General features: G+C 46.8%; 21 protein-coding genes. 12 read left to right on the top strand and 9 right to left on the bottom strand.

What is annotated here, in order from left to right; all coding sequences use genetic code 11:
* Nucleotides 1–400 precede the first annotated feature (400 nt).
* The 4 genes from QUA57_RS23385 to QUA57_RS23370 all read right to left on the bottom strand — a co-directional run bounded on the left by QUA57_RS23385 (nucleotide 401) and on the right by QUA57_RS23370 (nucleotide 3,863).
* Nucleotides 401–1,348: a glycosyltransferase gene (locus QUA57_RS23385; protein WP_333063887.1), complete on the bottom strand. Its 948-nt coding sequence runs from the start codon at nucleotides 1,346–1,348 to the stop codon at nucleotides 401–403.
* Nucleotides 1,349–1,422: 74 nt separating this feature from the next.
* Entirely contained in the window at nucleotides 1,423–2,130 is a 708-nt protein-coding gene (locus QUA57_RS23380; protein WP_333063888.1) for a L,D-transpeptidase, read from the bottom strand.
* A gap of 248 nt (nucleotides 2,131–2,378) precedes the next feature.
* Complete coding sequence (gene mraY / locus QUA57_RS23375; RefSeq protein ID WP_333063890.1) at nucleotides 2,379–3,494, bottom strand: phospho-N-acetylmuramoyl-pentapeptide-transferase; 1,116 nt, start codon at nucleotides 3,492–3,494, stop codon at nucleotides 2,379–2,381.
* A gap of 129 nt (nucleotides 3,495–3,623) precedes the next feature.
* Entirely contained in the window at nucleotides 3,624–3,863 is a 240-nt protein-coding gene (locus QUA57_RS23370; RefSeq protein ID WP_006631296.1) for a DUF3134 domain-containing protein, read from the bottom strand.
* 411 nt (nucleotides 3,864–4,274) lie between these two features.
* Here QUA57_RS23370 and QUA57_RS23365 point away from each other — a divergent pair, with 411 nt between their 5' ends.
* Both QUA57_RS23365 and QUA57_RS23360 read left to right on the top strand, forming a co-directional pair.
* Nucleotides 4,275–5,951, top strand: a complete 1,677-nt coding sequence (locus QUA57_RS23365; RefSeq protein ID WP_333063892.1) for a glycosyltransferase family 4 protein — start codon at nucleotides 4,275–4,277, stop codon at nucleotides 5,949–5,951.
* A gap of 154 nt (nucleotides 5,952–6,105) precedes the next feature.
* Nucleotides 6,106–6,690 carry a PAP/fibrillin family protein gene (locus tag QUA57_RS23360; RefSeq protein ID WP_333063893.1) on the top strand — a complete coding sequence of 195 codons (585 nt, stop codon included), beginning with the start codon at nucleotides 6,106–6,108 and terminating at the stop codon, nucleotides 6,688–6,690.
* 118 nt (nucleotides 6,691–6,808) lie between these two features.
* On the opposite strand, the gene QUA57_RS23355 is transcribed toward QUA57_RS23360, so the two are convergent.
* Nucleotides 6,809–7,048 (bottom strand): helix-turn-helix domain-containing protein, encoded by a 240-nt coding sequence (locus tag QUA57_RS23355; RefSeq protein ID WP_006631291.1) that lies wholly within the window; start codon nucleotides 7,046–7,048, stop codon nucleotides 6,809–6,811.
* Between the two features lie 164 nt (nucleotides 7,049–7,212).
* Here QUA57_RS23355 and QUA57_RS23350 point away from each other — a divergent pair, with 164 nt between their 5' ends.
* The 5 genes from QUA57_RS23350 to QUA57_RS23330 all read left to right on the top strand — a co-directional run bounded on the left by QUA57_RS23350 (nucleotide 7,213) and on the right by QUA57_RS23330 (nucleotide 14,465).
* Complete coding sequence (locus QUA57_RS23350) at nucleotides 7,213–7,350, top strand: hypothetical protein (RefSeq protein ID WP_333063895.1); 138 nt, start codon at nucleotides 7,213–7,215, stop codon at nucleotides 7,348–7,350.
* A 399-nt stretch (nucleotides 7,351–7,749) separates the two neighbouring features.
* The gene (locus QUA57_RS23345; protein WP_333063896.1) at nucleotides 7,750–8,001 is read left to right on the top strand and encodes a type II toxin-antitoxin system ParD family antitoxin; all 252 of its coding nucleotides are present in this window, start codon (nucleotides 7,750–7,752) and stop codon (nucleotides 7,999–8,001) included.
* Nucleotides 8,002–8,220: 219 nt separating this feature from the next.
* Entirely contained in the window at nucleotides 8,221–9,036 is an 816-nt protein-coding gene (locus QUA57_RS23340) for a PD-(D/E)XK nuclease family protein (RefSeq protein ID WP_333063898.1), read from the top strand.
* Between the two features lie 220 nt (nucleotides 9,037–9,256).
* The gene (locus QUA57_RS23335; protein ID WP_333063900.1) at nucleotides 9,257–11,812 is read left to right on the top strand and encodes a DHH family phosphoesterase; all 2,556 of its coding nucleotides are present in this window, start codon (nucleotides 9,257–9,259) and stop codon (nucleotides 11,810–11,812) included.
* A 349-nt stretch (nucleotides 11,813–12,161) separates the two neighbouring features.
* Nucleotides 12,162–14,465: a serine/threonine phosphatase gene (locus tag QUA57_RS23330; protein WP_333063901.1), complete on the top strand. Its 2,304-nt coding sequence runs from the start codon at nucleotides 12,162–12,164 to the stop codon at nucleotides 14,463–14,465.
* Here the strand turns inward: QUA57_RS23330 and QUA57_RS23325 are convergent.
* On the bottom strand, nucleotides 14,462–15,139 hold the full coding sequence (locus QUA57_RS23325; RefSeq protein WP_333063903.1) for a PEP-CTERM sorting domain-containing protein: 678 nt from the start codon (nucleotides 15,137–15,139) through the stop codon (nucleotides 14,462–14,464). The two genes, QUA57_RS23330 and QUA57_RS23325, sit on opposite strands and share 4 nt — an antisense overlap.
* A 379-nt stretch (nucleotides 15,140–15,518) precedes the next feature.
* Here QUA57_RS23325 and QUA57_RS23320 point away from each other — a divergent pair, with 379 nt between their 5' ends.
* Entirely contained in the window at nucleotides 15,519–16,760 is a 1,242-nt protein-coding gene (locus QUA57_RS23320) for a protein kinase domain-containing protein (RefSeq protein ID WP_333063906.1), read from the top strand.
* A 159-nt stretch (nucleotides 16,761–16,919) separates the two neighbouring features.
* Here QUA57_RS23320 and QUA57_RS23315 read toward each other — a convergent pair whose 3' ends face one another.
* On the bottom strand, nucleotides 16,920–17,138 hold the full coding sequence (locus QUA57_RS23315) for a DUF4327 family protein (RefSeq protein ID WP_006631282.1): 219 nt from the start codon (nucleotides 17,136–17,138) through the stop codon (nucleotides 16,920–16,922).
* A 653-nt stretch (nucleotides 17,139–17,791) separates the two neighbouring features.
* Here QUA57_RS23315 and QUA57_RS23310 point away from each other — a divergent pair.
* Nucleotides 17,792–18,772: an aspartate carbamoyltransferase catalytic subunit gene (locus QUA57_RS23310; RefSeq protein ID WP_333063908.1), complete on the top strand. Its 981-nt coding sequence runs from the start codon at nucleotides 17,792–17,794 to the stop codon at nucleotides 18,770–18,772.
* 137 nt (nucleotides 18,773–18,909) lie between these two features.
* Here the strand turns inward: QUA57_RS23310 and QUA57_RS23305 are convergent, their stop codons facing one another.
* On the bottom strand, nucleotides 18,910–19,311 hold the full coding sequence (locus QUA57_RS23305; protein WP_333063909.1) for an SH3 domain-containing protein: 402 nt from the start codon (nucleotides 19,309–19,311) through the stop codon (nucleotides 18,910–18,912).
* A 636-nt stretch (nucleotides 19,312–19,947) separates the two neighbouring features.
* Between QUA57_RS23305 and QUA57_RS23300 the strand changes: the two genes are divergently transcribed.
* The 3 genes from QUA57_RS23300 (at nucleotide 19,948) to QUA57_RS23290 (ending at nucleotide 21,967) form a co-directional block, all read left to right on the top strand.
* Entirely contained in the window at nucleotides 19,948–20,439 is a 492-nt protein-coding gene (locus QUA57_RS23300; RefSeq protein ID WP_333063910.1) for a molybdenum cofactor biosynthesis protein MoaE, read from the top strand.
* Between the two features lie 122 nt (nucleotides 20,440–20,561).
* Entirely contained in the window at nucleotides 20,562–21,221 is a 660-nt protein-coding gene (locus QUA57_RS23295) for a sigma-70 family RNA polymerase sigma factor (RefSeq protein ID WP_041622468.1), read from the top strand.
* A gap of 140 nt (nucleotides 21,222–21,361) precedes the next feature.
* Nucleotides 21,362–21,967 carry a zf-HC2 domain-containing protein gene (locus QUA57_RS23290; RefSeq protein WP_333063911.1) on the top strand — a complete coding sequence of 202 codons (606 nt, stop codon included), beginning with the start codon at nucleotides 21,362–21,364 and terminating at the stop codon, nucleotides 21,965–21,967.
* A gap of 167 nt (nucleotides 21,968–22,134) precedes the next feature.
* Here QUA57_RS23290 and QUA57_RS23285 read toward each other — a convergent pair whose 3' ends face one another.
* Entirely contained in the window at nucleotides 22,135–22,446 is a 312-nt protein-coding gene (locus QUA57_RS23285; RefSeq protein WP_333063912.1) for an NACHT C-terminal helical domain 2-containing protein, read from the bottom strand.
* Nucleotides 22,447–22,514: the final 68 nt, after the last annotated feature.

Raw genomic sequence — 22,514 nt, 5'->3', positions numbered from 1 at the left:
GGGTTTGCCTCTGAGTTGGTTCCCGTCGTCAAACCGAGCGCTTCAGAATCGACTTATTAATTTTATATTAAGGATTACGTTAAATTTTCATATTTCTCATTCAGCATATCTATATGCACCAATAAACTGGACTTATAGGTATTTATAGGGGCGGATTGTATACAAACGAATATTTGTCGAGCGCACATCTTGCACCATTTTGAGGAACAGGCAAGATGCCTGTTCCACTCATACTCATAGTTCAATTTTTTTGTGGGGAGTAGGGGTGGGGCATCCTGCCTGCCCGTGAAAGGCTTATTTAGAACAGGCAAGATGTCTGTTCCACTCATAGTTCAATTTTTTTGTGGGGAGTAGGAGTTGGGCATCCTGCCCGCCCGTGAAAGGCTTATGGTCTAAAATATTAAAAACGCTCAATGCCCCAAGCTGATTCGGGAAGTTGGGCTTGGCGCTGCCCCATGGACCTTGCCCTAACATTCAAAAGACCGATCGGCGTATTAAACAAATCTACCAGATCGGCTCCGCCGAGCGCACTTTTGGCAGCAGCAAGCGGAAATTCCTTTAACAGCCACCTAGCCAGCCGGTAAAAATATTCCCCTGTTGTGAATTCTCGCATCAAATCGACACTGTGGAGTTCGTGCAAATATTTATTAGATTCGCCGTACCGATACCATTGACTTTGCAACTGTTTTATTGTAGAACGGTGGCGGTGTCGGACGATTGCATTTTCGGCAAAATACATTTTATAGGATGTTTCCCGCAAAATCCGCCAACACAAGTCAGCATCGCCGCCGCTGGTGAGGTAAGGGCGAAATAGTCCTATTTGTTGTAAAACTAGCCTCCGTACAGCTAAGTTGGCGGTTTGACCGTAGGGACAAAAAGGGTGAGCGAGAGTATGTTTTTGAGATAAAGTATTTTGGCGATCGGCGTGTTGTTCTAAAATAGTTTTACCGGGCAATGCGAGTATTTCCCCAGCGCTAATTCCTATTTCTAAGTCAACGAATGGCTTAACTAAATTTTCCAGCCAGTCAGATTCCGGGCGACAGTCTGCATCGGTAAATGCAATGATTTCGCCTGTGGATGCGCGAATTCCTTTATTTCGGGCGGCGTAGGAACTTTGAATCTGATTTTCGGTGAGGTGGCGAATGGTTATTTGATCCAACTTAGCTGCTGTTTCGAGGATTGCTGAAGTGCGATCGCGACTGTTGTTGTCTACTAAGAGATATTCTACTCTGTGTGGCGGATAAGTTTGCGATCGCAGGGACTCAATCAACTCCGGCAAATCCATCTCGCCGTTGTAAACAGGAACAACCACCGAAACTTGAGGTAAAAACCCGTCGTCACTGTTCATTAGCCCTCTATCCAGTTTTTTGAGTCAATTAGGAGTAAAGTCATTATTACGAACAAGTTTTATGGCAACTTAACTTATCGAATAATTTCTACTTCTGTGCCTTTCTCCACAAACTGATACAACTCCTCAACATCCTTATTTTCCAGAGAAACGCATCCCAAGGTCCAGTTCGATCTAGATTTTATTATATTATCCGAATTAGGAGGAACGCCGTGAATCCCGATTTCGCTGCCTACACTGTCGCCCCACCTAATTGTACCATCTTGCTTAGCTTTTATATGTTTGCGCCAAGATTGTTTGGTTGGATAATCCAGCCACAGAAACTTTGACCAACTTTCATGAGGGTACATATCTTTAATACTAAAAACACCTTCCGGGGTCCGCAAATCCCCTGCTTTTAATTTATTACCTGTGGGATTGCCACCAAATACTACAGGATAAGATTTTACTGGCTTTTTACTATCGTATACAGTCAGCCTGTATTTTGATTTTTCAACTAGGATGGAAATTCTGTTTTTATCTAACTTATCTGGTTCGCCTAAAATTTGTATTAGCGGCTTGTCGTAGTTTAATAAATTATCGGGCGGGAATTGGGTATGCAAAATATTTAAATCATCAGCCGGACAGTTATTTAAGCAGAAAACGTCTAAAATGTAGGGAATTGGAACAGCATAACCCAGCCTAACGAGGTTCCAGTAAAAAACTGAGCTAGCAGCCAGCAAGAGAAGGCTTGTAGATGAAACTATTCTCCCCAGATTGCCTCTAATTTTTTTTATTTCCATTGCATTAACGAGGGATATTATAGATTGTTCCGCGCTTGAAACTGCTACTTACTAGAGAAACGAAGTCCCTCTCTAAGAGACTAAGAAATGTGGAACAGCCCAAAAGCCTGTTGCTTGAGCCTTAAACAGGCAAGATGCCTGTTCCACAACTGCATTCAGTTCTTGTGGAACAGGCATCTTGCCTGTGTCTTTCAAATAGTAGAAAATATCTCTTACATCCCCTGTGCAATCCGTCACGCAATCCGTTCTCAACTGTTTCCCGTCAACATCAGAATCATTAACACTAACGCCCCGTTAGTTAAATAAAAGATTCCCACAACCTGAGTTTCCAACCAGCCACACAACTCTAGATGATGGTGCAGTGGAGCCATTCTTAACAGACGCTTGCCGATGCCATCAGGCCCTTTTGTAGCTTTGTAATAACCTACTTGAGCAATTACTGACAGCGTTTCTACAAAGAAAATCCCGCTGATAATTAATAATATCCAAAGGCTATTTGTTAATAAAGCTACCGCACCCAACGCACCGCCCAAAGCTAAAGCCCCTGTATCGCCCATAAACACACTGGCTGGATTGCGGTTGTGTGCTAAGAAACCGAAACAACTGCCGCTGATGCAAGCGCAAAAAATCATTAATTCTGGCGAAGTAGAGGCTACAGATGCACCTAGTCCCAAAAGTGCGATCGCGCCCAAACCGCCCATCAAGCCGTCAACACCATCGGTAAGATTAGTAGCATTGCTTTCGGCAACTAGCACAAAACCAGCCACTGGCCAGAACAGCAAACCTAATGGCAATACCCAACCGAAAGGCAAAGCAACATTCGTAGAAATAGCAGGTTGATGAAACATCAGCCACAGACAAAATAGAGCAGCAAAACTTATTTGCAAAGCCAATTTCATCCGAGGTGAAATACCTTTGTTCGACTTACGTCGCAGAATTTGCCAGTCATCAATCCAGCCAATGAAACCGTAAGCTAAAGTTAAAGCGGATACGGCAACAACATCTGAGTTAAACTTAGACCAAAGTAAAGCGACTGCTACCCCTGCAGGTACAAAAAAGATGCCTCCCATTGTCGGGGTTCCCGCTTTTTTCAAATGTGCTTGGGGGCCGTCTTCGCGAATTATTTGTCCAGCTTTTAGTTGCTGGAGTACGGGAACAACTGCATAGCCCAACCCCGACGCAACTAAAGCACAAACAACTAGCGGCATAAATAGCGATGCAGGTAAATTCAAAAATCTATCCGCTGCTACATCTAAACCGATCGCTACAGTGCCGATCCCCAAACCCAGCAGCAGGAATAAATTCTTTCCTGTAAGTTTGAAAGGCAGACTAAAAGGGATTTTCTCATCCAAAAAGTTATCCATAACACTCCTCACCACACACTATTTGAGAATAAGCAATTGACAATGGGGAATAGGGTGCGATACAGGAGATTGAGAAATCTCTTAGTTTTTCTTCCCTGTTTCCGGTTGATTTCTTCACCCTTCTACCCGTTATTCTTCGCCTACACTCACATCCTCTTCTACTTCCTCTTCTAAATCATCGTAAGGACTGTCGTCAACTGCCATAAGTTCAGAAATTTCTTCTTCGTGCAGATAGTCGGGTTCTTGGACATCCCTTGCTAACAAGCGATTGTTAGATTCCAACCAGTCTAAAAGAGAAGATTGCTGTTTTAATGGAATTACATCCGCAGGTAAGTGGCGAGGAATTTGACGCAGAGATGGGTTGTACATGATTATCGGTTTTTAAAGACAAAGACGCGATCGAGTGAGGTAACGTTTTGCCGACGAACTGCTCCTTTGATCAAGCACTTGCAAATCGGGCATTTAGCAAGGCTAAAGCATTATACCACAGGCACTGTTTGGTTCCGGATCGGATAAGATGGGAGACCCAAAAGGCGATCGCCCCCAAGCATGGGCATGAGGATAACACTAAAATCCGCTCTTGCCAATCCTTCTTTAGCCGTAAGCATTGTAATCTAAGACGATCGTCTTTAAGATATCGCGGGACAGGCGGCGATCCTATTGTGCCAGCTTCCCTAACGGCAAGGGGTTGAGTCACAACAGTCTCCTGGATTTTCATCAAAGCCTGAGCCCGAATGCCCTCTGGCTTTTTCAGTCAACTCTCAAGCAATAAATCTCAGAATGGATACAACGGCAGCGGTTTTATACAACAAAGAGGGCTACCACACCGGAGGCAAAAAACTTCTGGGGCGTCATTCAGCCGGAGAAGGGTTTCTCAAAAGCTTAGTCCAACACGGAACCGCTGAATCTCTCTACTGTTGCGCCGATAGCGAAGCAACCTTTAAGGAGTTTTGTTCGCACATCCAACCTTGGCTGCAAAAACCTCGGAAAGTTCGCTGGATTCCCATGGAACGACCGGATTTGCTATCTCAACCGGGCACAATTTACCGACCAGATCCGGTTTTGTCGCAGATGGTGTGGGCGCGCAGATTTGTCGATCAGCGGGCCTACAGCGTTTGCGGCGTTACTCACACGATCGGTACAAAATACATCATGGAGGCGATGGGCGATTTGATAACCGCACCCATGCAGCCTTGGGACGCCCTGATCTGCACCTCTACAGCCGTGAAAACAGCAGTAGAAGGAGTTATGAGGGAGTGGTCTGAATATTTAGCCCAGCGCAACGGCGGTAAACCGGAAATTTTGGTTAAATTCCCCGTTATTCCCCTAGGAGTCGATTGCAGCGCGTTTCCGCAGGGTGTGGAAGCAGTTAAAAGTCGCCGCCAACTTCGACAAGAACTCGGCATTTCTCCCGAAGATATTGTTGTGTTATTTGTCGGTCGATTGACTTTTTCTGCAAAAGGTCATCCGGTACCCATGTACATCGCCCTAGAACGGGCATCACAACAGACAAAAGCCAAGATCCACTTAATTCAAGCCGGTTGGATCGAAGATCCGAGAGAAGAACCCGACTTTAAAAAGAGCGCACAAATATTTTGTCCGTCGGTGAATGCTATTTTTTTAGATGGGAGACAGCCGGAAATTAGAATAAATATTTGGTCGGCGGCCGACATTTTCATTTCACTGTCCGACAACATTCAAGAATCCTTCGGACTGACACCAATAGAAGCCATGGCGAACGGACTGCCGGCCATAGTCTCCGATTGGAACGGATACAAAGAATCTGTACGCCACGAAATAGACGGCTTCCGCATTCCCACACTCATCCCGCCCCCGGAATCTTGTTTAGATTTAGCCCTAAATTATCTTGACGGCAGCTTAAATTGGCCGACTTACATGGGTCACACTTCCCTTGCCACAGCAGTTGACATTGATGCTTGCACCCTGGCGTTGTGCCAATTAATTGAAAACCCCGAATTGAGAAAGCGGATGGGGGGAAATGCCAGACAAAGGGCGAGGGAAATTTATGATTGGAAAGTAGTAATTGCTGCTTACGAACAATTGTGGCAGGAATTAGCAGAGATTCGCCTTGCGGCACCGGAGTCAGCACCTTTAAAACCCGGGAAGCCGCCTTATCCCCTAGGGGACGATCCGTTTCGGGTATTAGGTAATTATGCGACTAGAAGTTTAAGCAATGAGATGATGCTGAGTCTGGGTGCGATCGCCACATCAGAACTTCTGAGAGAGTTGCAAACAATTTGGTTTACCAGCTTCGGTCAAGACAGAAGAATCTCTGTTAAGATTCAGATGGAGATATTGGATGCGATCGAGCAAAAGGGTGCTGTCAGCGTTGGAGAAGTTCTCAGGCGTTATACCAAAAACGACCAAGAATTAGCAGCCCTGTATCGGACTCTGCTCTATCTGGTGAAATTTGGTATCTTAGTTATTAGTTGTTAATACTCTGCGGACTCGGCGATTAAAATTGCTACTACACAAAATTTCGTCCCTCTCGCTTGAGACTGAAGAAAAGAGCGGTCTGACTTTTGCCTGACGTTCGATAATTAATCCGTGTATTCGTGCCAAAATCCGTGTTCTTCCTTCTTAAAAAATCATGCTTAGAAAATCTGCACTATTAGAGATCATTGCTGGTAAGAATCGCGGTTTGCTGGCGACTCCCAGCGACAAACAAGCGATTTTAAGTGCGATCGCCCAATTGGAAGATTACAACCCCACATCACGGCCTGTCGAAGCTGCAGAGCTTTTAAATGGTGATTGGCGGTTATTGTACACCACCAGTCGCGAACTGCTGAATCTTGACAGTTTTCCATTGGTAAAATTGGGTCAAATTTATCAATCTATCCGTGTCAAAGAATCTAAAATTTACAACATTGGCGAACTTTACGGCTTGCCTTATTTGGAAGGAATTGTCAGTGTAGCCGCAAGATTTGAGCCAACTTCGGAACGGCGAGTGCAGGTGAAGTTTGAGCGGTCTATAGTAGGTTTAAGCAGGTTGATTGGCTATGAATCTCCGGGGAAGTTTATCGATGAGATTGAGTCGGGGAAAAAGTTCGCTGCTGTAGATTTCGGCCTGGATACTCGCGAACAGCAGGGATGGCTTGATATCACTTATTTGGATAAAGATTTGCGGATTGGACGGGGAAATAAAGAAAGCGTATTTGTATTGACAAAAGAGTAATTTTGTGATGTGCGATCAAGTGCGATCGCAATTTCATCCGCGTTTATCCGCGTTCATCTGCGGTTGAAAAAATAAAATCTATTACTTTAACAAACATTTCAAGACTGCATAAGTATTGTTACTCCGTCAGTTTTGTCTGTTCTTTCTTTTCCGTCGGCATTGACTTTCTGACAGCTAGCACCAACTCCGCTTCGCTACATCGATACAAATCTCGCATTCGGAATACTTGCCAAACTTCCATCTTTGGCAAGGTTCGGCTTTTTTCCCAGTTGCGAATAGAAGACTCCGCGCATTCTAGTTCCCGTGCTACGTCTAAGATTGTCAGGCCTGCACGTTCTCTCAAGGCTCTCAAATCCATAGCTGAATAAACCTTTTAATATAGTAAGTGTCAATATTTAGCGCCAAGTATTGACACACGTTGTGAGTTTGGTGTTTAATCATAGTAGTAGAGGCGTTAGTCGATTTCCGGCAAGAGACTTACTAACGCCCTTTCCTGTAGCCCATAGAGGATACTAAACCATCATGCCACAAAACGGTTATCAACAGGGATTCGCAGCGAATCCTGGGGCGATCGCGTTCCAAAAACGGCTGTACCCTTGGGCGATCGCCAAACTCATGCCCAGTATGCAGGGGGCGGTTGTGGGGCGATTTCGCAGTTGATCGGATGCTGACGGACACTTGCTGTACCTGCGTCAACTGATGCCTCAAGCAACGCTTGTCGTAGTCTTTGACTTGCAACCAGACTAAAAGTCGGATTAACCCCCCGTGGTTGCCCCTCTAAGAGTAACGTAGACACGGGGGCATTACCAATGCAAGTTGTTCACAATTCATACAGGATTGCTATATATATTTAAGTTAGTTACTCATTATCAGATATTTGATTTCCCCAAGCTTCACAGTTATGGTAAATTCTCACAAATCATATAGCAAGCCTATATGATTTGTGAGTAAATTAAGCTCGCCCGTTAATCCAAAACAATATAACTGAAGTACGCACGAGCGCAGCTATCCCGTAGGGAATCGCCTACAATAGAATCAACACTTCTCCTCTCAAGCGCCATGCAAATTGTTTTGTCACCTGAAGTCGAAGCCCTCGTGCAGCGTCAACTCACGACTGGCAAATACAAAAGTGCGATCGAAGTAATCCTCGCAGCAATTGAACTCCTCGAACAACAAGAAGACATTTATCAAGGACGACTGCAAGAACTTCAACGAGACGCACTGATTGGCCAGCAAGCATTCCAACGTGGTGAAGTCGTAGACGGTGCAATCGCAATCGCACAAATTCGCGCCAACCTGCGATCGCGCTAGAGTTCATCACAAGCATTACTCCACAATTTCGTCTCACTAAACCCGCAATTCAAGACATCGAGCAAATTGCAGACTACATCGCTCGTCAATCTTTCTTTATTTTTTAGTCTCAAGCGAGAGAAACTTCGTTTGTATAGTAGCGGTTTCAACCGCCGTCTTTTATTGCAATAATTAGTATCATAAAACCCTACCCCAAACCCACAAAATCACACAAAAAAAATGCTCCGACTCTCGCAAACCCAACTCAAAATCCTGGAAGAATGCCCCCGCAAATTCCAACACAGCTACCTCGAACTCCTAGCCACCACCGCCTCCCCAGAACACAAAGAAAAACTCACATGGGGAAGCCACTTTCACCTATTAATGCAGCAGCGAGAACTCGGACTCCCCCTTGAATTTATCATCCAACAAGACCCAGAACTGGGACGCTGTGTGGCAGCATTTATCAACACCGCCCCCGAACTTTTCGCCGATTCAGAAAATAGCGACAACATTTTTCGCCAAGCCGAACACCCCCGCACCCTAATTTTCCAAGACTACCTATTCACCGTTATCTATGACTTGCTAATAGCCGAACCAAGCGCCGCCCAAATTCTCGACTGGAAAACCTATCCCCGCCCTCAAAAATCAAAATGGATAGCCGAAAGTTGGCAAACTCGCCTCTATTTATACGTCTTAGTAGAAACCAGCGATTATTCCCCCGAACAAGTTTCCATGACATACTGGTTCGTACAATTGCAAGGAGAAGAACCGCCACAAAAACTCACATTTTATTACAGCCAAACAGAACACGATCGCACAAAACAAGATTTAACCGACCTATTGCAGCAGCTAACCGACTGGCGACAGCGCTATACCGAAGGCGGCGAATTCTTACCCCAAGTAGAAATTAGTTCCAATCTTTGCGATTCCTGTCAATTTGCCACTCGCTGCAACCGCACAACAGACAACACCGCTTTCTTACCCAATCTTGCAGCAGAAACTCCCACGGATTGGCTACCAAATCTTGCTATAATCGACGAAATATTTATTTAATATATCAACAAACCCCCCCCATTTTACTCGTTACTCGGCTCTGCCTGGTAACGCAGATACGGAGGCTCTGCCTCCAATTTTCCTGATCGTAAGCGAGGCAGAGCCTCTGGAAATGGGATCCCAGGCAGAGCCGGGGAACCAGTGACTGGCTTAAGTTTTATTTAACATACAAAAAAGCCCTCGGATTCATCTGTGGTAAAAATCTAAAATCTAAAATCGCATGACAGAAACCGCTCACAACTGGCCAAATCAACCCTTACCCCAACCCCCAGCTTGGCTGATCCAAGCTGTCAGAAATCACGCACCAGAACTCCCCGGAAACTATGCCGCTGCACTTCTCTGGTATAGAGGAATTCAGAATCCCGAACAAATACCCGGTTTCTTAAATCCCAAACTTTACCAACCAGCAAGTCCCTTTGAATTCGGGCTAGAAATGAACTGGGCGATAGAAAGAATCCAGCAAGCACGAAACAGCGGTGAAAAAGTCGCAATTTGGGGAGACTTCGACGCTGACGGTATTACCTCAACTTCTGTACTTTGGGACGGACTGGGAGAATTTTTTGCTCAAAAAGACCAACTAAATTATTACATTCCCAACCGTTTAACCGAATCTCACGGACTCAACATCCCGGGAATAGATGCCTTAGCAAAATCGGGGATTAGCTTAATTATTACCTGCGATACTGGCAGTACAAACATCGCCGAAATCGAATATGCGAGTAGCTTAAACATCGATACAATTATTACCGACCATCATACATTACCAGACGATCGCCCGCCAGCTACAGCCATTATCAATCCCCGCTACTTTCCCCCAAACCACCAACTATTTAACCTCTCAGGAGTTGGAGTAGCCTACAAGTTAGTTGAAGCATTGTATTACACATTACCCGATATTCCGCAGCGCCCGCTCACAGATTTATTAGAATTAGTAGCGATCGGCTTAATTGCCGATTTAGTCCAACTTACAGGAGACAGCCGCTACCTAGCACAAGTCGGCATCCAACAACTGCAAAAACAAATCGCAAATCCCACCCGCCCGGGAGTTGCAAAATTGCTCGAACTGTGCAAAAGATCGGGCGATCGCCCAACCGACATTTCCTTCGGGCTCGGCCCCCGAATCAACGCCGTCAGCCGCATTCAAGGTGACGCCAGCTTCTGCGTAGAACTCCTCACCAGCCGCGACAAAAAACGTTGCGAAGAACTAGCAAATTTAACCGAAATTGCCAACAGCAGACGTAAATCTTTACAAAAAGATGTTGCCAAAGATGCCGCGGCCAAATTAGCCAAACTCGACCTCTCAACTACTAGCGTCATCGTCCTCAGCGACCCGCAATGGCCCGTAGGTGTATTAGGATTAGTAGCGGGACAAATCGCCCAAGAATACGGTCGCCCCGTGATTTTATTCAGCACAGAAGGAAGCGAAAAAATTAATGAAAATTCCCCAGAAATGCAATTTACCTCCTTCTTAGATTCAGAATCACCAAGACTTTCCCCATCCAACATTGCCAGGGGTTCCGCCCGTTCCGCCAATCAAATCGACCTTTACCAATTAGTCAAAGATCAAGCGCATTTATTGCACAGATTTGGCGGCCATCCTTTCGCTGCCGGATTGAGTCTTCCAGTTGAAAATATCCCCCTATTTACAGATGCGGTAAATCAGCAACTGCGACAACAATACAGCACCGATAGTTTAACAGCAGCCCCCGTTCAAGCCGACTTAAAAATTACTGTCTCCGAATTAGGCAAGGACTTATTTCAAGAACTAAAATTGCTCGAACCTTGTGGCATGGGCAACCCCGTCCCCAAATTGCTAATTGAAAACTGCTGGTTTGACAATCTGTGGAATCAAAAAATCAAGGACTTGAAAGGGCAAAAAGTAGAATATATCAAAACAGAATTTACAATTAGGGACGAATCTAGCGATACGGGATTTCCCGGCATTTGGTGGGGACACAATCAAAATGAAGTTCCCCAAGGCCGCTGCGATGTAACCGTTGAACTCGATTTTAATACTTACAAATCGCGGTATGAAGTGCGCCTCGTATCAGTGCAAGAACGCACGGAAGACAACAAAATAAATTCTCAGACTCTAATAGATTGGATTGTAGACTGGCGCAATAGAAATAACGATGAAGAGTTATTAGGCGCTAGCACAAACTTAGAATATCAAATGCCGATCGACAATCTAGTTTACAATTCCGAAAAGGTCGATCGCGAAAACTCGCTCGTCCTCAAAGAATGCCCCGCAAGCTGGGACGAACTGCGGATCTGGTTTCGGCAAGCACAGCACGCTCAGAAAAAACTCGCGATCGCCTATACATTACCCCCACTCGTACCCCCACAGCAAATCTGCCAACAGCTAATCGGCATCGCCAAATACCTCAGCCGCACCAACAAACCCGTCACCAGACAGCAACTCCGCCAAAAACTCGGCATCAGCGACACATCGCTGCAACTAGGGTTCAAAACCCTAACATATCTCGGTTTCCAAATCCATTACCGCGATCGAGCTTTCCACATCTCCAGACAACCCGAAACCCCACAGCAGCAAGACGCGGTCGATCAAATGCCCAAACCCTTATTAGATAGCCAATCCATTCAATTCTCAGTGCCAAATTCCCCGATTGCCGCGCGTTTTGCAGCGCAATTCCTAGCAGCAGTCTCCGAAGAACAATTCCGGCGGAAATATTTCTGTGAAGTACCCCTCTCCACCATTGTGTCGATCGCCCGAGAGACCGTTTTCCAAGAAGATTCTACAGCAAATCCCTTCTAACTGATATCTAGCAGCATTGTTAAGCATAGGCAGGATGACAGTTCCACTCATGAGATAAATTTTCTTGTCGGGCCAGCACTCGCTCCCGCCCGTGGGGCTGCCTTTCTCGCCTGTGAAGCGAGAGAGGTTTTTGTAGATGTGGCTTAACAGGGCTGTTCCTGACACGGAGACAACATCTCAGTTCTAAGAAATATCTGAGTTCTGAATTCATCCCGATAAAATAAGGCATAGGGCCATGGGAGTTATCCGTTGCGAGTCAGGCCCAAAACTTATAACTCCTAACTCACAGCCCAAAACCCAAAACTCCCCACCGCCAAACTCGATCGCCCATCTCCAATTTAAAACCCCTATGCTTCTCTGTCCCCGCTGCCAATTTGAAAATCCCAATCCAAACAAGTTTTGTGAACAATGCGGAAATTCCCTAATTTACAAACCTTGCCACGAATGCGGTGCCCAAGTCGCTTTTAGCGCCAAAGAATGTCAGAATTGCGGCGTCGCAACAGGTCAAGTGTGGCGGGCCATTATCTGCCGTCGATCGAATTTTCCAGCAGTCGAGCCAGACGAGTCAACCCTACCCCCAGCCGAGTTTCCGCAAAAACCAGACATAGTTCCAAAAACCGTATCGCCCCAAAACTCTGCTGAACCAATCACAGACGCGATTAAAACAGAAATAACCACCCCAGCCGAACCCCAAACAGCCGTAGAACCAACTTCTCCACTGACCGAAGTCGCCGAATTCAGCAGCCCAGAAATAGACGCTGTGGTAGCCGTGGGGGCGATCGCGCCAGCATCCTTTCAAACAACAGAAAAAAGCTCTACTACAGCACCAGAGCGCGAAATAACCCCATCTGAGCAGAATTTTACAACCGCACCACAGCCTAAACAAATCCAGGAAGCAACCGACAAGCCCCACAGCCAAAACATCGCTGACACCTCCCCTCCATCTCCAGAATTCCCCATCCCCAATTCAGAATATTTAATCCCTTCCCAGCCAGCCGGAGCTTATTTAGACACTCAGCAGCGCTACCAACTCCTAGAAACCGTGCCGCCGAGAAAACGCTCAGACACAGTAGCAGTAACAGTATTGGACTGTCAGCCGCTGGAAATGTCACCCCTCAAAGCCATGCTAGCAGCCAACTCTGCCAGCGTCGCCAGACGAACATCCCCCTATACCGCAGCAATCAAAGGCGGAGAAAATTCAACCAATTCCGCCTTAGCAGAGCTTTGCCAAGGCATAGCTGAACCTTATCTGGCACTGCGGTGGCAATTCTCTCAAAACCTGCCAGTCATTCACGATAGCTGGTCAGACAACGAACAAGCAGTGCTGCTGCTAGAAGACTGCTCCCAATGGCCGCTGCTGGTAGAACGCTGGAGTCAACCCGAAACTTCCATCCAGCAAATTTTATACTGGCTGCACGAAATGACAGAACTGTGGGCTGCCCTAGAACCCTGGCGCTGTAGGCAAAGCTTGTTGGAACTGACAAATTTGCGAGTCAACCCCGACTCTTCCTTTTCCTTGGCTTCTTTGCGGCTGCAATACCTCTATCCCGAACCCGCCGGCTCAAACCTGCAACTGGTAGATTTGGGGCAACTGTGGCAGGTGATATTTAGCCAGTCCGATCATCGCACTCAGTTTGGCGCATTGCTCGAACTGCTGCAACAAATGTACAGAGGCGAGATTAACACAATCGAAGAATTGCGATCGCGCCTAGAAACTGTTCCCCTTGAACTCCAACCCGCACCTTCACCAACCTCAACCCCGACGCGCGGGCCTTTCCGCAGCCCAGACCAGTCCCCCCCCGACGTTGGCGAGGTCTTAACCCAGCCCATGCCAGTCCAGATTTACAGCTTAGAAGACGCAGGTCTCACCGATGTTGGCCGCACGCGCGACCACAACGAAGACTTCTTCAGCATCTGGACTCAGCTCAACAAACTCGAAAGCTCCTTCGGTCGCATCTTTCAAACCAAAGGGCTTTACATTCTCTGCGACGGCATGGGCGGACACGACAGGGGAGAAGTAGCCAGTCAACTAGCCGCTGAAACCCTCAGAGAATTTTTTCAAACCCGTTGGGAAAATCAACTACCTCCTGCAGACACCATCCGCGAGGGAGTCCTGCTAGCCAACAAAGCCATCTTTGAAATCAATCAAAAGGACGGACGCTCCGGCAGCGCCCGCATGGGTACAACTCTAGTCGCAGTCTTAGTTCAAGACACCAAATTCGCCGTTGCCCACGTCGGCGACAGCCGCCTCTACCGATTGAGAAAGGGACAAACCCTAGAAAAAATTACCTCAGACCACGAAGTAGGCCAGCGCGAAATTAAGCGCGGGGTTGACCCGGAAACTGCTTATGCCCGTCCCGACGCCTATCAACTAACTCAAGCCATCGGCCCGCGAGACAGTAATTTTCTCAAGCCCGACGTGCAGTTTTTAGACTTGTGCGAAGATACTTTGTTGATTTTGGCCTCCGACGGTTTGACAGATAATGATTTGTTGGAAACTCACTGGCAAAACACTCTGGAACCTCTGTTCAATCCCCAAGCCGATCTCGACCAGGGAGTTGCCCAGTTGATTGAACTGGGCAACAAACGCAACGGTCACGACAATATCACGGCAATTATCATTCGGGCGCAGGTAGGCGCATTTCGATTTTAGAATTTGGATGCTCCAAACTTTTTCTTGGCGTAGCCCAAGCCAGCGGCTGCCAGAGTTAAACCTGCCACTGTTCCAGGTTCAGGAACAGCCTCTGAGTTTTCAGAGCCAGGCTTGACTTCCTCTGCTATTACATATCCGCTGTTGAGGTAGCTTCCGTTTGATTGAAAACCATTTTGCAGCCAGCTCATTCTAGATCCTGGTTCGTCGCTATTCCCAAATATGACCAGATTTGGAGGTGTTCGTATATTTCCAAATGCCCAATTTCCCCAGAGATTGGGTTCTTCGGAACCGAAAGGGGAAAAACTTGCCGTAACAACTTGTAATTGAGATCGGTCAAAGGGTGCCCACAAGAAAGGTGAAAGCCTTGTACCCCTGTCGCCAACTGTAGCCTGGGACAAGTTCCACGACAGCCCGAGTAAATTTACCGCAAAATCCTGTACTACAAACCATTTATCGCTGACCTTAATTTCTAAAGGAGGTGTTCCCACACTTCTTGAAGGAAAAATAGCTTCATAAGGAGTCGATTCATCATAGCTGAAAGAGCCTACAGCTACAGGAGTGTCGGTGTCCTGAAAAAAAGTTAATTTCACTGATGCAGCCTCTGCAGATTTGACTGCGGTCGCCCCCAATCCCAAAATAGCAGCAACAGCCATTTTTTGTAAGTTTTTAGTCATTGTTATTCTGTCCTTAATTTTGATAGGATTAATTAGATATGCTTGGGTAAAAAGCTGGATTTATTTATCAGCAATAATAGGGAAGATATTTTACAAAAATGAGATAGCGATAGCATCTTTATGCAATTTTTAATAAAAAATGTGCTTTAATCAAGATTTGATGAAGCTAAGGGCTAAAATCTTACTAATAAGACCTATTACGCAAACGATGCAACAGATTGATTTCTAGTAAATTTACGGTTAAACGCTGCAACAGAGCTAGTTATTAGTTCCTCGTTCAATAGCCAGCTATTACAGTTGGCACTGGGCAAAAGAATTGCCCAGCCAGAAGCGGGGCAACTCCTGCTAGTTATTAGCAGATTAACCACATCCATCAAAAATGCTGCTGACTCTTTTAGACCCAGAAAAACAGACCCCCCTGCAACAGTGGAGTTTCGAGAGCGAATCCATTATTCGCATCGGCCGCTCTCCAGACAATCACGTTGTGATCCCTAATGCTCTAGTGTCGCGGCAGCATCTGGAACTGCAAAGAGTTAATAACGGGAGATCCAGTCAGTGGTATTTAGTTAATTCGGGGACAAATGGCACTTTGGTAAACGGTATTCTCATGTCTCAGGGTTGGATATCCGACGGTGCCCTGATCCAGTTGGCGCGGGGCGGCCCAATTCTGCATTTCCAAGTTATTACTATTGAAGTCGGCGGCAAGATTGAGGCGAACCCCACCGTCAATCTCGCCCCCCCGAGGTGTACCCATGCGGGAAACCCGCCGGGGAATTTATTCTGCATCCACTGCGGCGAACCGATTAAAGTCGATCGCACGGTGCGCCACTACCAAGTGCTGCGAACTTTGGGCCAAGGGGGTATGGGAACAACGACTTTAGCCTGGGATCGAGATAAAGCGAAAGCTCAACAACCCGGAAGTTCCCCCGCAGCTTCTCTGGTAGTCCTCAAAGAAATGAATGCTGACATGGCTCAAATAGTCAAAGCTCAAGAACTGTTTGAACGTGAAGCTAAAACTCTCAAGGCCCTCCACCATCCGGGAATTCCTCAGTTTTTTGACTTTTTTGTGGAAGGGGGGAAAAAATACTTGGTGATGGAAATGCTCCACGGCGAGGATTTAGAAAAACGCATCTACAACCGCGGCCCTGCTGCTCCCCAACAAGCAATAGAGTGGATGATCCAAACCTGTGAGGTTTTGGACTACATTCACTCTCAAAAACCCCCGATCGTCCACCGGGATATTAAACCTGCTAATTTGCTGGTGCGCCACCGCGACAATTGCATTACAGTGCTGGATTTTGGTGCCGTTAAAGAAATAGGCACTCCTCCAGGGACTCGCATCGGCGTTGAAGGCTACACCGCACCAGAACAAGACCGGGGACAGCCTCTGCCTCAGTCGGATTTATATGCTATTGGGCCTACTTTGATTTTTTTGCTGACGGCCCAAAGCCCTCAAAACTTTTACGGGAAAATAGCTGGAGGTTACGGGTTTAAGATCGAAAATATTCCGACGATCGCCCCCAAGCTGCGAGAGACCATTTTGCGAACCACGGCAGCTAAGCCTGGGGATCGCTTTCAAACTGCTCAACAATTAGCTCGAGCTTTAGCAGCTTCCCTTTAATAGAAGTCACAACTCAAAAGCTACAAGTCAAAAGTCATTAGGAAGAAGGCAAAGGGAAAAGGGAAGAGGGAAGAAGCTAGCAACGGTAAATTTATAAAATAAAATTTACCCGATCGCCTCGAAATTTCTCTCCGACACCCCAGTCCTCCGTCTCCTCTGTTATTCCTCGTCCCAAGCTTCTACAGCTATCAACTCGCTCACGGGGTCTTGCATAGAAAAATCAAACTCTAGCAATTGCTGTTTCCAGTACGGCCATTCGTCGCCGTAAAGCAGAGCTATTTTCCAAATACTGTCTGTGGGCTTGATAATGTCAGACGTGACAAGAGAATGCACCTGACGCTGGAACTTAACCATCGGCTGTATAACCTGCTGGCTCATAATACCTCTTGAATTGTTTAAATCTTGTGTAATTACAACTTCCCAGCTCACACTTGTTACCGCAGTTTCGCTAAGAACAGTCTCGCCAAGATACGTGTAGATTTTTGTCGGGAAGCTACATATTCAACTTGTATCTTAACACTGTTCGTTTTGACAAGGGCCTATAAGCAGGACTGAAGAGTCAAGACCGACTTCAAAGAATTAATCATCTTTAAATTGTCCCGCTATATGCTGTCGATCGACAGTGGGAGGTTTGCCGCCTCGATTGTTTCCACATCGTTGTTTCCACATAGTGGCAGATGCAAGGGCTACGTTCGGCTTGTTCTTGACAAGGCTGAGTTTGCGTAGGAGAAACTGCAACTACTGCTCTTTCGCTGCTACAGCGTAATTTCCGCTTTCCTGCGGGTAAACCACACCTGTTTCACCTTCGACGCTGGGTTCGCTGTGAGAGTGGGGTCTGAGCTACATAAACTGATTATAACTCTACTCACCGCAAAAGCGATCGAAAATTGTTGGATACTGTTGATCGCCACCCCTAAATGTCGATCGAACATTCAAAGGCGACAGCAGAGCGGGCGTACAAGCAAGTTCCAAACCCATCGTCCGTCCTGATTGAGTCAATCTAAAATCTAAAATCTAAAATCTAAAATTGTATGACTTGGACAAGGCGACACATTCTCACTCTGGCTGATTTTACCTCGGACGAATACGATATGGTGCTGCAAACTGCGGCCAGTTTTCGGGAGGTGCTCGGCCGCCGCACGAAGAAAGTGCCGGCCCTGCAGGGTCAAGTGGTCGCGAATTTGTTTTTTGAACCTTCTACCCGGACTCGCAATAGTTTTGAGTTGGCGGCGAAGCGGCTGTCGGCGGATACGCTAAATTTTACGCCGGGAAGTTCTTCTCTGACGAAGGGGGAGACTATTCTGGATACGGCTAAGACTTATCTGGCGATGGGAACGGATTTGATGGTAATCCGGCACGAACAAGCTGGAGTTCCCAGCACGATTGCTTCGGAAATGGATCGCTTGGGTTCGAGAGTCAGCGTTCTGAATGCTGGAGATGGCCAACACGAACACCCATCGCAAGGTTTGCTAGACTTATTTACTATTTGTGTTCTGTTAGATACCGAACGTCCGCGGCTGGAACTTTTAGCGGGCAAAAAAATTGCTGTGGTGGGGGATATTTTGCATTCGCGGGTGGCTAGGTCTAATATTTGGAGTCTAACGGCTTCTGGGGCAGAGGTTCATTTGGCCGGGCCGCCGACTTTGCTACCGCTGTTGTTTGCTGAGTGTGGCGATGGTAGGGAAGGGAAATTATTTTTGCACTGGCAGCTTGAACCTGCTTTGGCGGATGCTGATTTTGTGATGACTTTGCGGCTGCAAAAGGAACGGATGAGCGAGCATTTGCTGCCGAGTTTACGAGAGTACCATTCTTTGTACGGGATTACGCGCGATCGGCTCAAACTCTCCAAGCCGGATGTGAAGGTGTTGCACCCGGGCCCTGTTAACCGTGGCGTGGAAATTAGTTCTGATTTGATGGACGATGCCCAGTTTAGCCTGATATCTCAGCAAGTTACCAGCGGCGTGGCGGTGAGGATGGCATTACTTTATCTAATCGGCGGCGGTAAAGTTTAGGCTGTTAGTTGTTAGTCATGAATTTCGGATATTCCATGATTTTCAGGATCGATCGCATATTTAAAATAATCGTTACCCAGTATGACCGGGTAACGATTAAAACTCTTTCTAGAAATGTAAATTGCTCTAGTTAAGAGTTAGGAAAGCCAGGACGCAGACACCCAGCCACCACCTTTGAGTTGGGCCCAGCCGTTTTTGTAACGACCGGTCAATTTGATGTGGTCTCCATAATATAACTTGCCGATTACATGAGAACAGCTATCGGGGCGGTTGCGGATATTCAGTCGGCCGCCATTCGTGGCAACTTTGGCGTAGCTGTGATGGCCGTGATGGGCGCGATGGCCACAGTGTTTGCGGTAGCAACCTGCTTGGGCTTCGCCACCGACACTCAGAACAGATAGGGCTACTGCCATACCTGCAACGCCTATCCATGCAGAATTAGGAATTTTCAAGCCCAGTTGGTCTAACGACTTGACCTGGAGTTCGGACTCTGGAGATTCATAAGCAACAAAAGAGTGGCTCAATGCTAGTGCTTCCATAGTTTCCTCGTGATTGTTGTTAACCTTTCTTGGTGCAGACTCAGGTCAAAACCTCAATTAACAGCCCAAATTATTAACTTATGTTTCATAAAAGCTACAAAAGGGCGTTAAGGTCTTGCTTATGCCGAGTACTGGCTAATGTTCCTGAACCCTGCACAGGTATATCATGTCATTGATGTAGCTTTCCGGAACAAAAAAATAAATAAAGTTTACATCGGCTGCTAAAAATTTTGCCGACGCGGATCAGAACTCTGGGCAGAATTAAACTTAACTGTGTCATTAAAAAGGGAACGAAGTTATCGATTGGGGTTTTGAATTGCTTGTACTGAGTTGCGAATGACACTACTTATTTTGGTGCTTATTTATTGAATTGCTACAGCAATATAGGTAGTTAATTTGATCGAACAAGCATCCCGCTCGTCTTCAAGCACAATCTTAATTTGCTTCGGACCAGTCATAGTGTAGCCGATCGCACTGGTGCAGAAGTTCGGGAAGATGGCATCGGGCCCTGGCCCGTGCTACGAGATTAGCCTCAAGATTAGCCACCCCGTCTCCCTGACAAGGATGCAAGATCAATCGATCGCCACTTGATTTGTGTCAAGATCAATTAACATATCCAGCACCACTTCTTTGGCAATGAACTCTAGCGCTGCACTTTCGATCGGCACAATTCCTCAACGGCATGAATCAGACAGCTTCGCCATTACCTTAGCGCCCTTGTCTGTAGAGGAAATATATGCTTTGGCAGATGACCCCGCGAACGGAGCCGTGGTAATGATGAGCGGTACAGTCCGCAACCAAACTGACGGTCAAGCTGTAGTTTCCCTAGAATATCAAGCCTACGAACCTATGGCTGTGCGAGTATTCCAGCAAATTGCTACTGAAATCCGCCACCAGTGGGCCGATGTCAATCGGGTCGCTATTCACCACCGGGTCGGACACTTGCAGGTGGGCGAAATCAGCGTACTGGTGGCTGTTGGCTGTCCCCACCGGGGGGAGGCCTTTGCAGCTTGCCAGTACGCCATAGATACGCTCAAACACAATGTACCGATTTGGAAAAAGGAACATTGGGCTGACGGTTCTAGCAGTTGGGTTAGTATAGGAGCGTGCGAGGTTGTCGGGCATTAGTAAGCAGTTAGCAGTCATTGACTGTTTGATGACTCAAGCCGATCGCAGTTTCCGAGCGCGGGAACCAATAGGGATCTGCTAGCGTCAAAAAGTGTGGAATGTTCGATGAGCCAATTCCACCGATGAGCGACTTTATTTCCGTGTCCTGGTCTGCGGTTGTGGCGACCGTTCAAAGAGTGCAATTGCCAGCCGAAAAACTCTCTAATTATGACTTGGTGTTGCGGTGTCAGGAAGGAAATCGACCTGAGACCACGGCCTTTTCAGAACTGTTGAAGCGGTATCAGTCCCACGTAGACAGGGTTCTCTATCACTTGGCCCCTGACTGGCAAGACCGAGCAGACTTGGCTCAGGAAGTGTGGATTCGGGTCTACCGCAATATTAACCGTTTGCAAGAGCCTGTTAAATTTCGGGGCTGGCTCAGCCGCATCGCCACTAATTTGTTTTACGATGAGTTGCGGAAGCGCAAGCGGGTGCGAACTCCGCTGTCGCTGGACGTACCCCGTACTCTGGAAGATGGCGAGGTTGATTGGGAAATTCCGGCAGACAGTCCGGGGCCTGATGAAGATTTGACGACTAGAGAATTTTACGACCAGTTGCGGGTGGCGATCGCAGATTTGCCGGAAGTATTCCGCACAACAATTGTTTTGAGAGAAATAGAAGGTTTAGCCTATGAGGAAATAGCCGAAATGACCGGAGTTTCTCTGGGAACTGTCAAGTCGAGAATTGCTAGAGCTCGCCAAAGATTGCAGTTGGAATTGCAAAAATATCTCGATGGTAATTAGCAAAAGTATTTTCAGAGGCGGGTTAAGAAGATTTGGTGATGTTTGCTGTGACATCAAAACTTCTCTTTTAAAATATAAATAAGCAGTAAATCCTTCAAATAGCGAGTGCGTGATTCCCCAATTAGAGCAAGTCTGAAATTATGAATGGTAACTGTGAATTCGATAAAAATCAGAATCAGCAAGGTGTCGGGGATTCACTCGCTGAAACTCAAGTTAACAACAATTATGCCCAGGGCAATGTAACTACTATGATGCGCGATCGCTTTGAATTGCTGAGTGCCTACCTCGACGGTGAAGTGACGGCGACAGAACGCCGGCAAGTTGAGGAGTGGCTGACAAATGACCCCACTACGAAGCGTTTGTACTCGCGACTGCTGATGATGCAGCAGAGTTTTCAGGCACTGCCGGTGCCTGCTGCGGAACAATCTGCCGAGGAGTTGGCGACGAAGGTTTTGCAGCGGGTCGAACGCAAGCCGAAACACACTTGGATTTTGGGTGGAGGTGCGATCGCAGCTTTGTTGATTGCGGTGGTGTCTGGTGTCGGTGGCGATCGCCAATTGTTTGCTCCTCAGTTTGCTCGATCGCCCGTTCCTGCTGAATCAGACGGTTTGATTATGGCTTTAAACGAGCCTTTGGTGGAGATGGTTAATCCCAACGATTTGATGCTTGGGGTGAATGCACCGATCATGGATATTCCCAAAGTTGGTGTAGCAACCCCTCAAAAGTCATTGCCAAAGGCGCAGTAGGATTTCTGTTTTGAGCATAGCTGAAGTTGCTAAGCTCCCTAAAAAAGGGGGCTTTTGCCATTTTTCCCAGTTTTTCAACGTGGATAGATCCTTTGACACTTCCCCGGCTTTGAATGACGAATTGTGGGGCGATCGCATCTTGATATCGGAGTAGGTAGCGAGTGGAATTAGAGCGGGCGATCGCACTTGTCATCGGTTTTTTGCAGATTTGCGATCGGCAACAGCAATGTCTCCTCAATTTCCTGCCGCACAGCAGGAGATACATTACAACCGCTATTAAGGCACTCTACCAGCAATTTATTAGCATCGTAATACTTTCTCAGCAATGACTTTTGCTCTTGGCTGAACTGCCAATCGTGACCTATATTGCGATACTTAATCATCAGATTTATTAATTGCTGAGTCCAATCTTGACCTTTAGCATTCCACCACTCCCGCTCGCTTCTCCACCACTCCTGTATTCTGTTTATATACAGCACTTCCGGATGTTATGAGGTACAGTAGCAGCAATTAGCAAACCAGTTTTTGAGATGTTTGGGATTCATTA

The sequence above is a fragment of the Microcoleus sp. Pol7_B2 genome, from assembly GCF_036701035.1.
Lineage (GTDB): Bacteria > Cyanobacteriota > Cyanobacteriia > Cyanobacteriales > Microcoleaceae > Microcoleus.
Note: the sequence above shows the minus strand (reverse complement) of the source record. Positions and strands in the feature narration are given on the sequence as shown.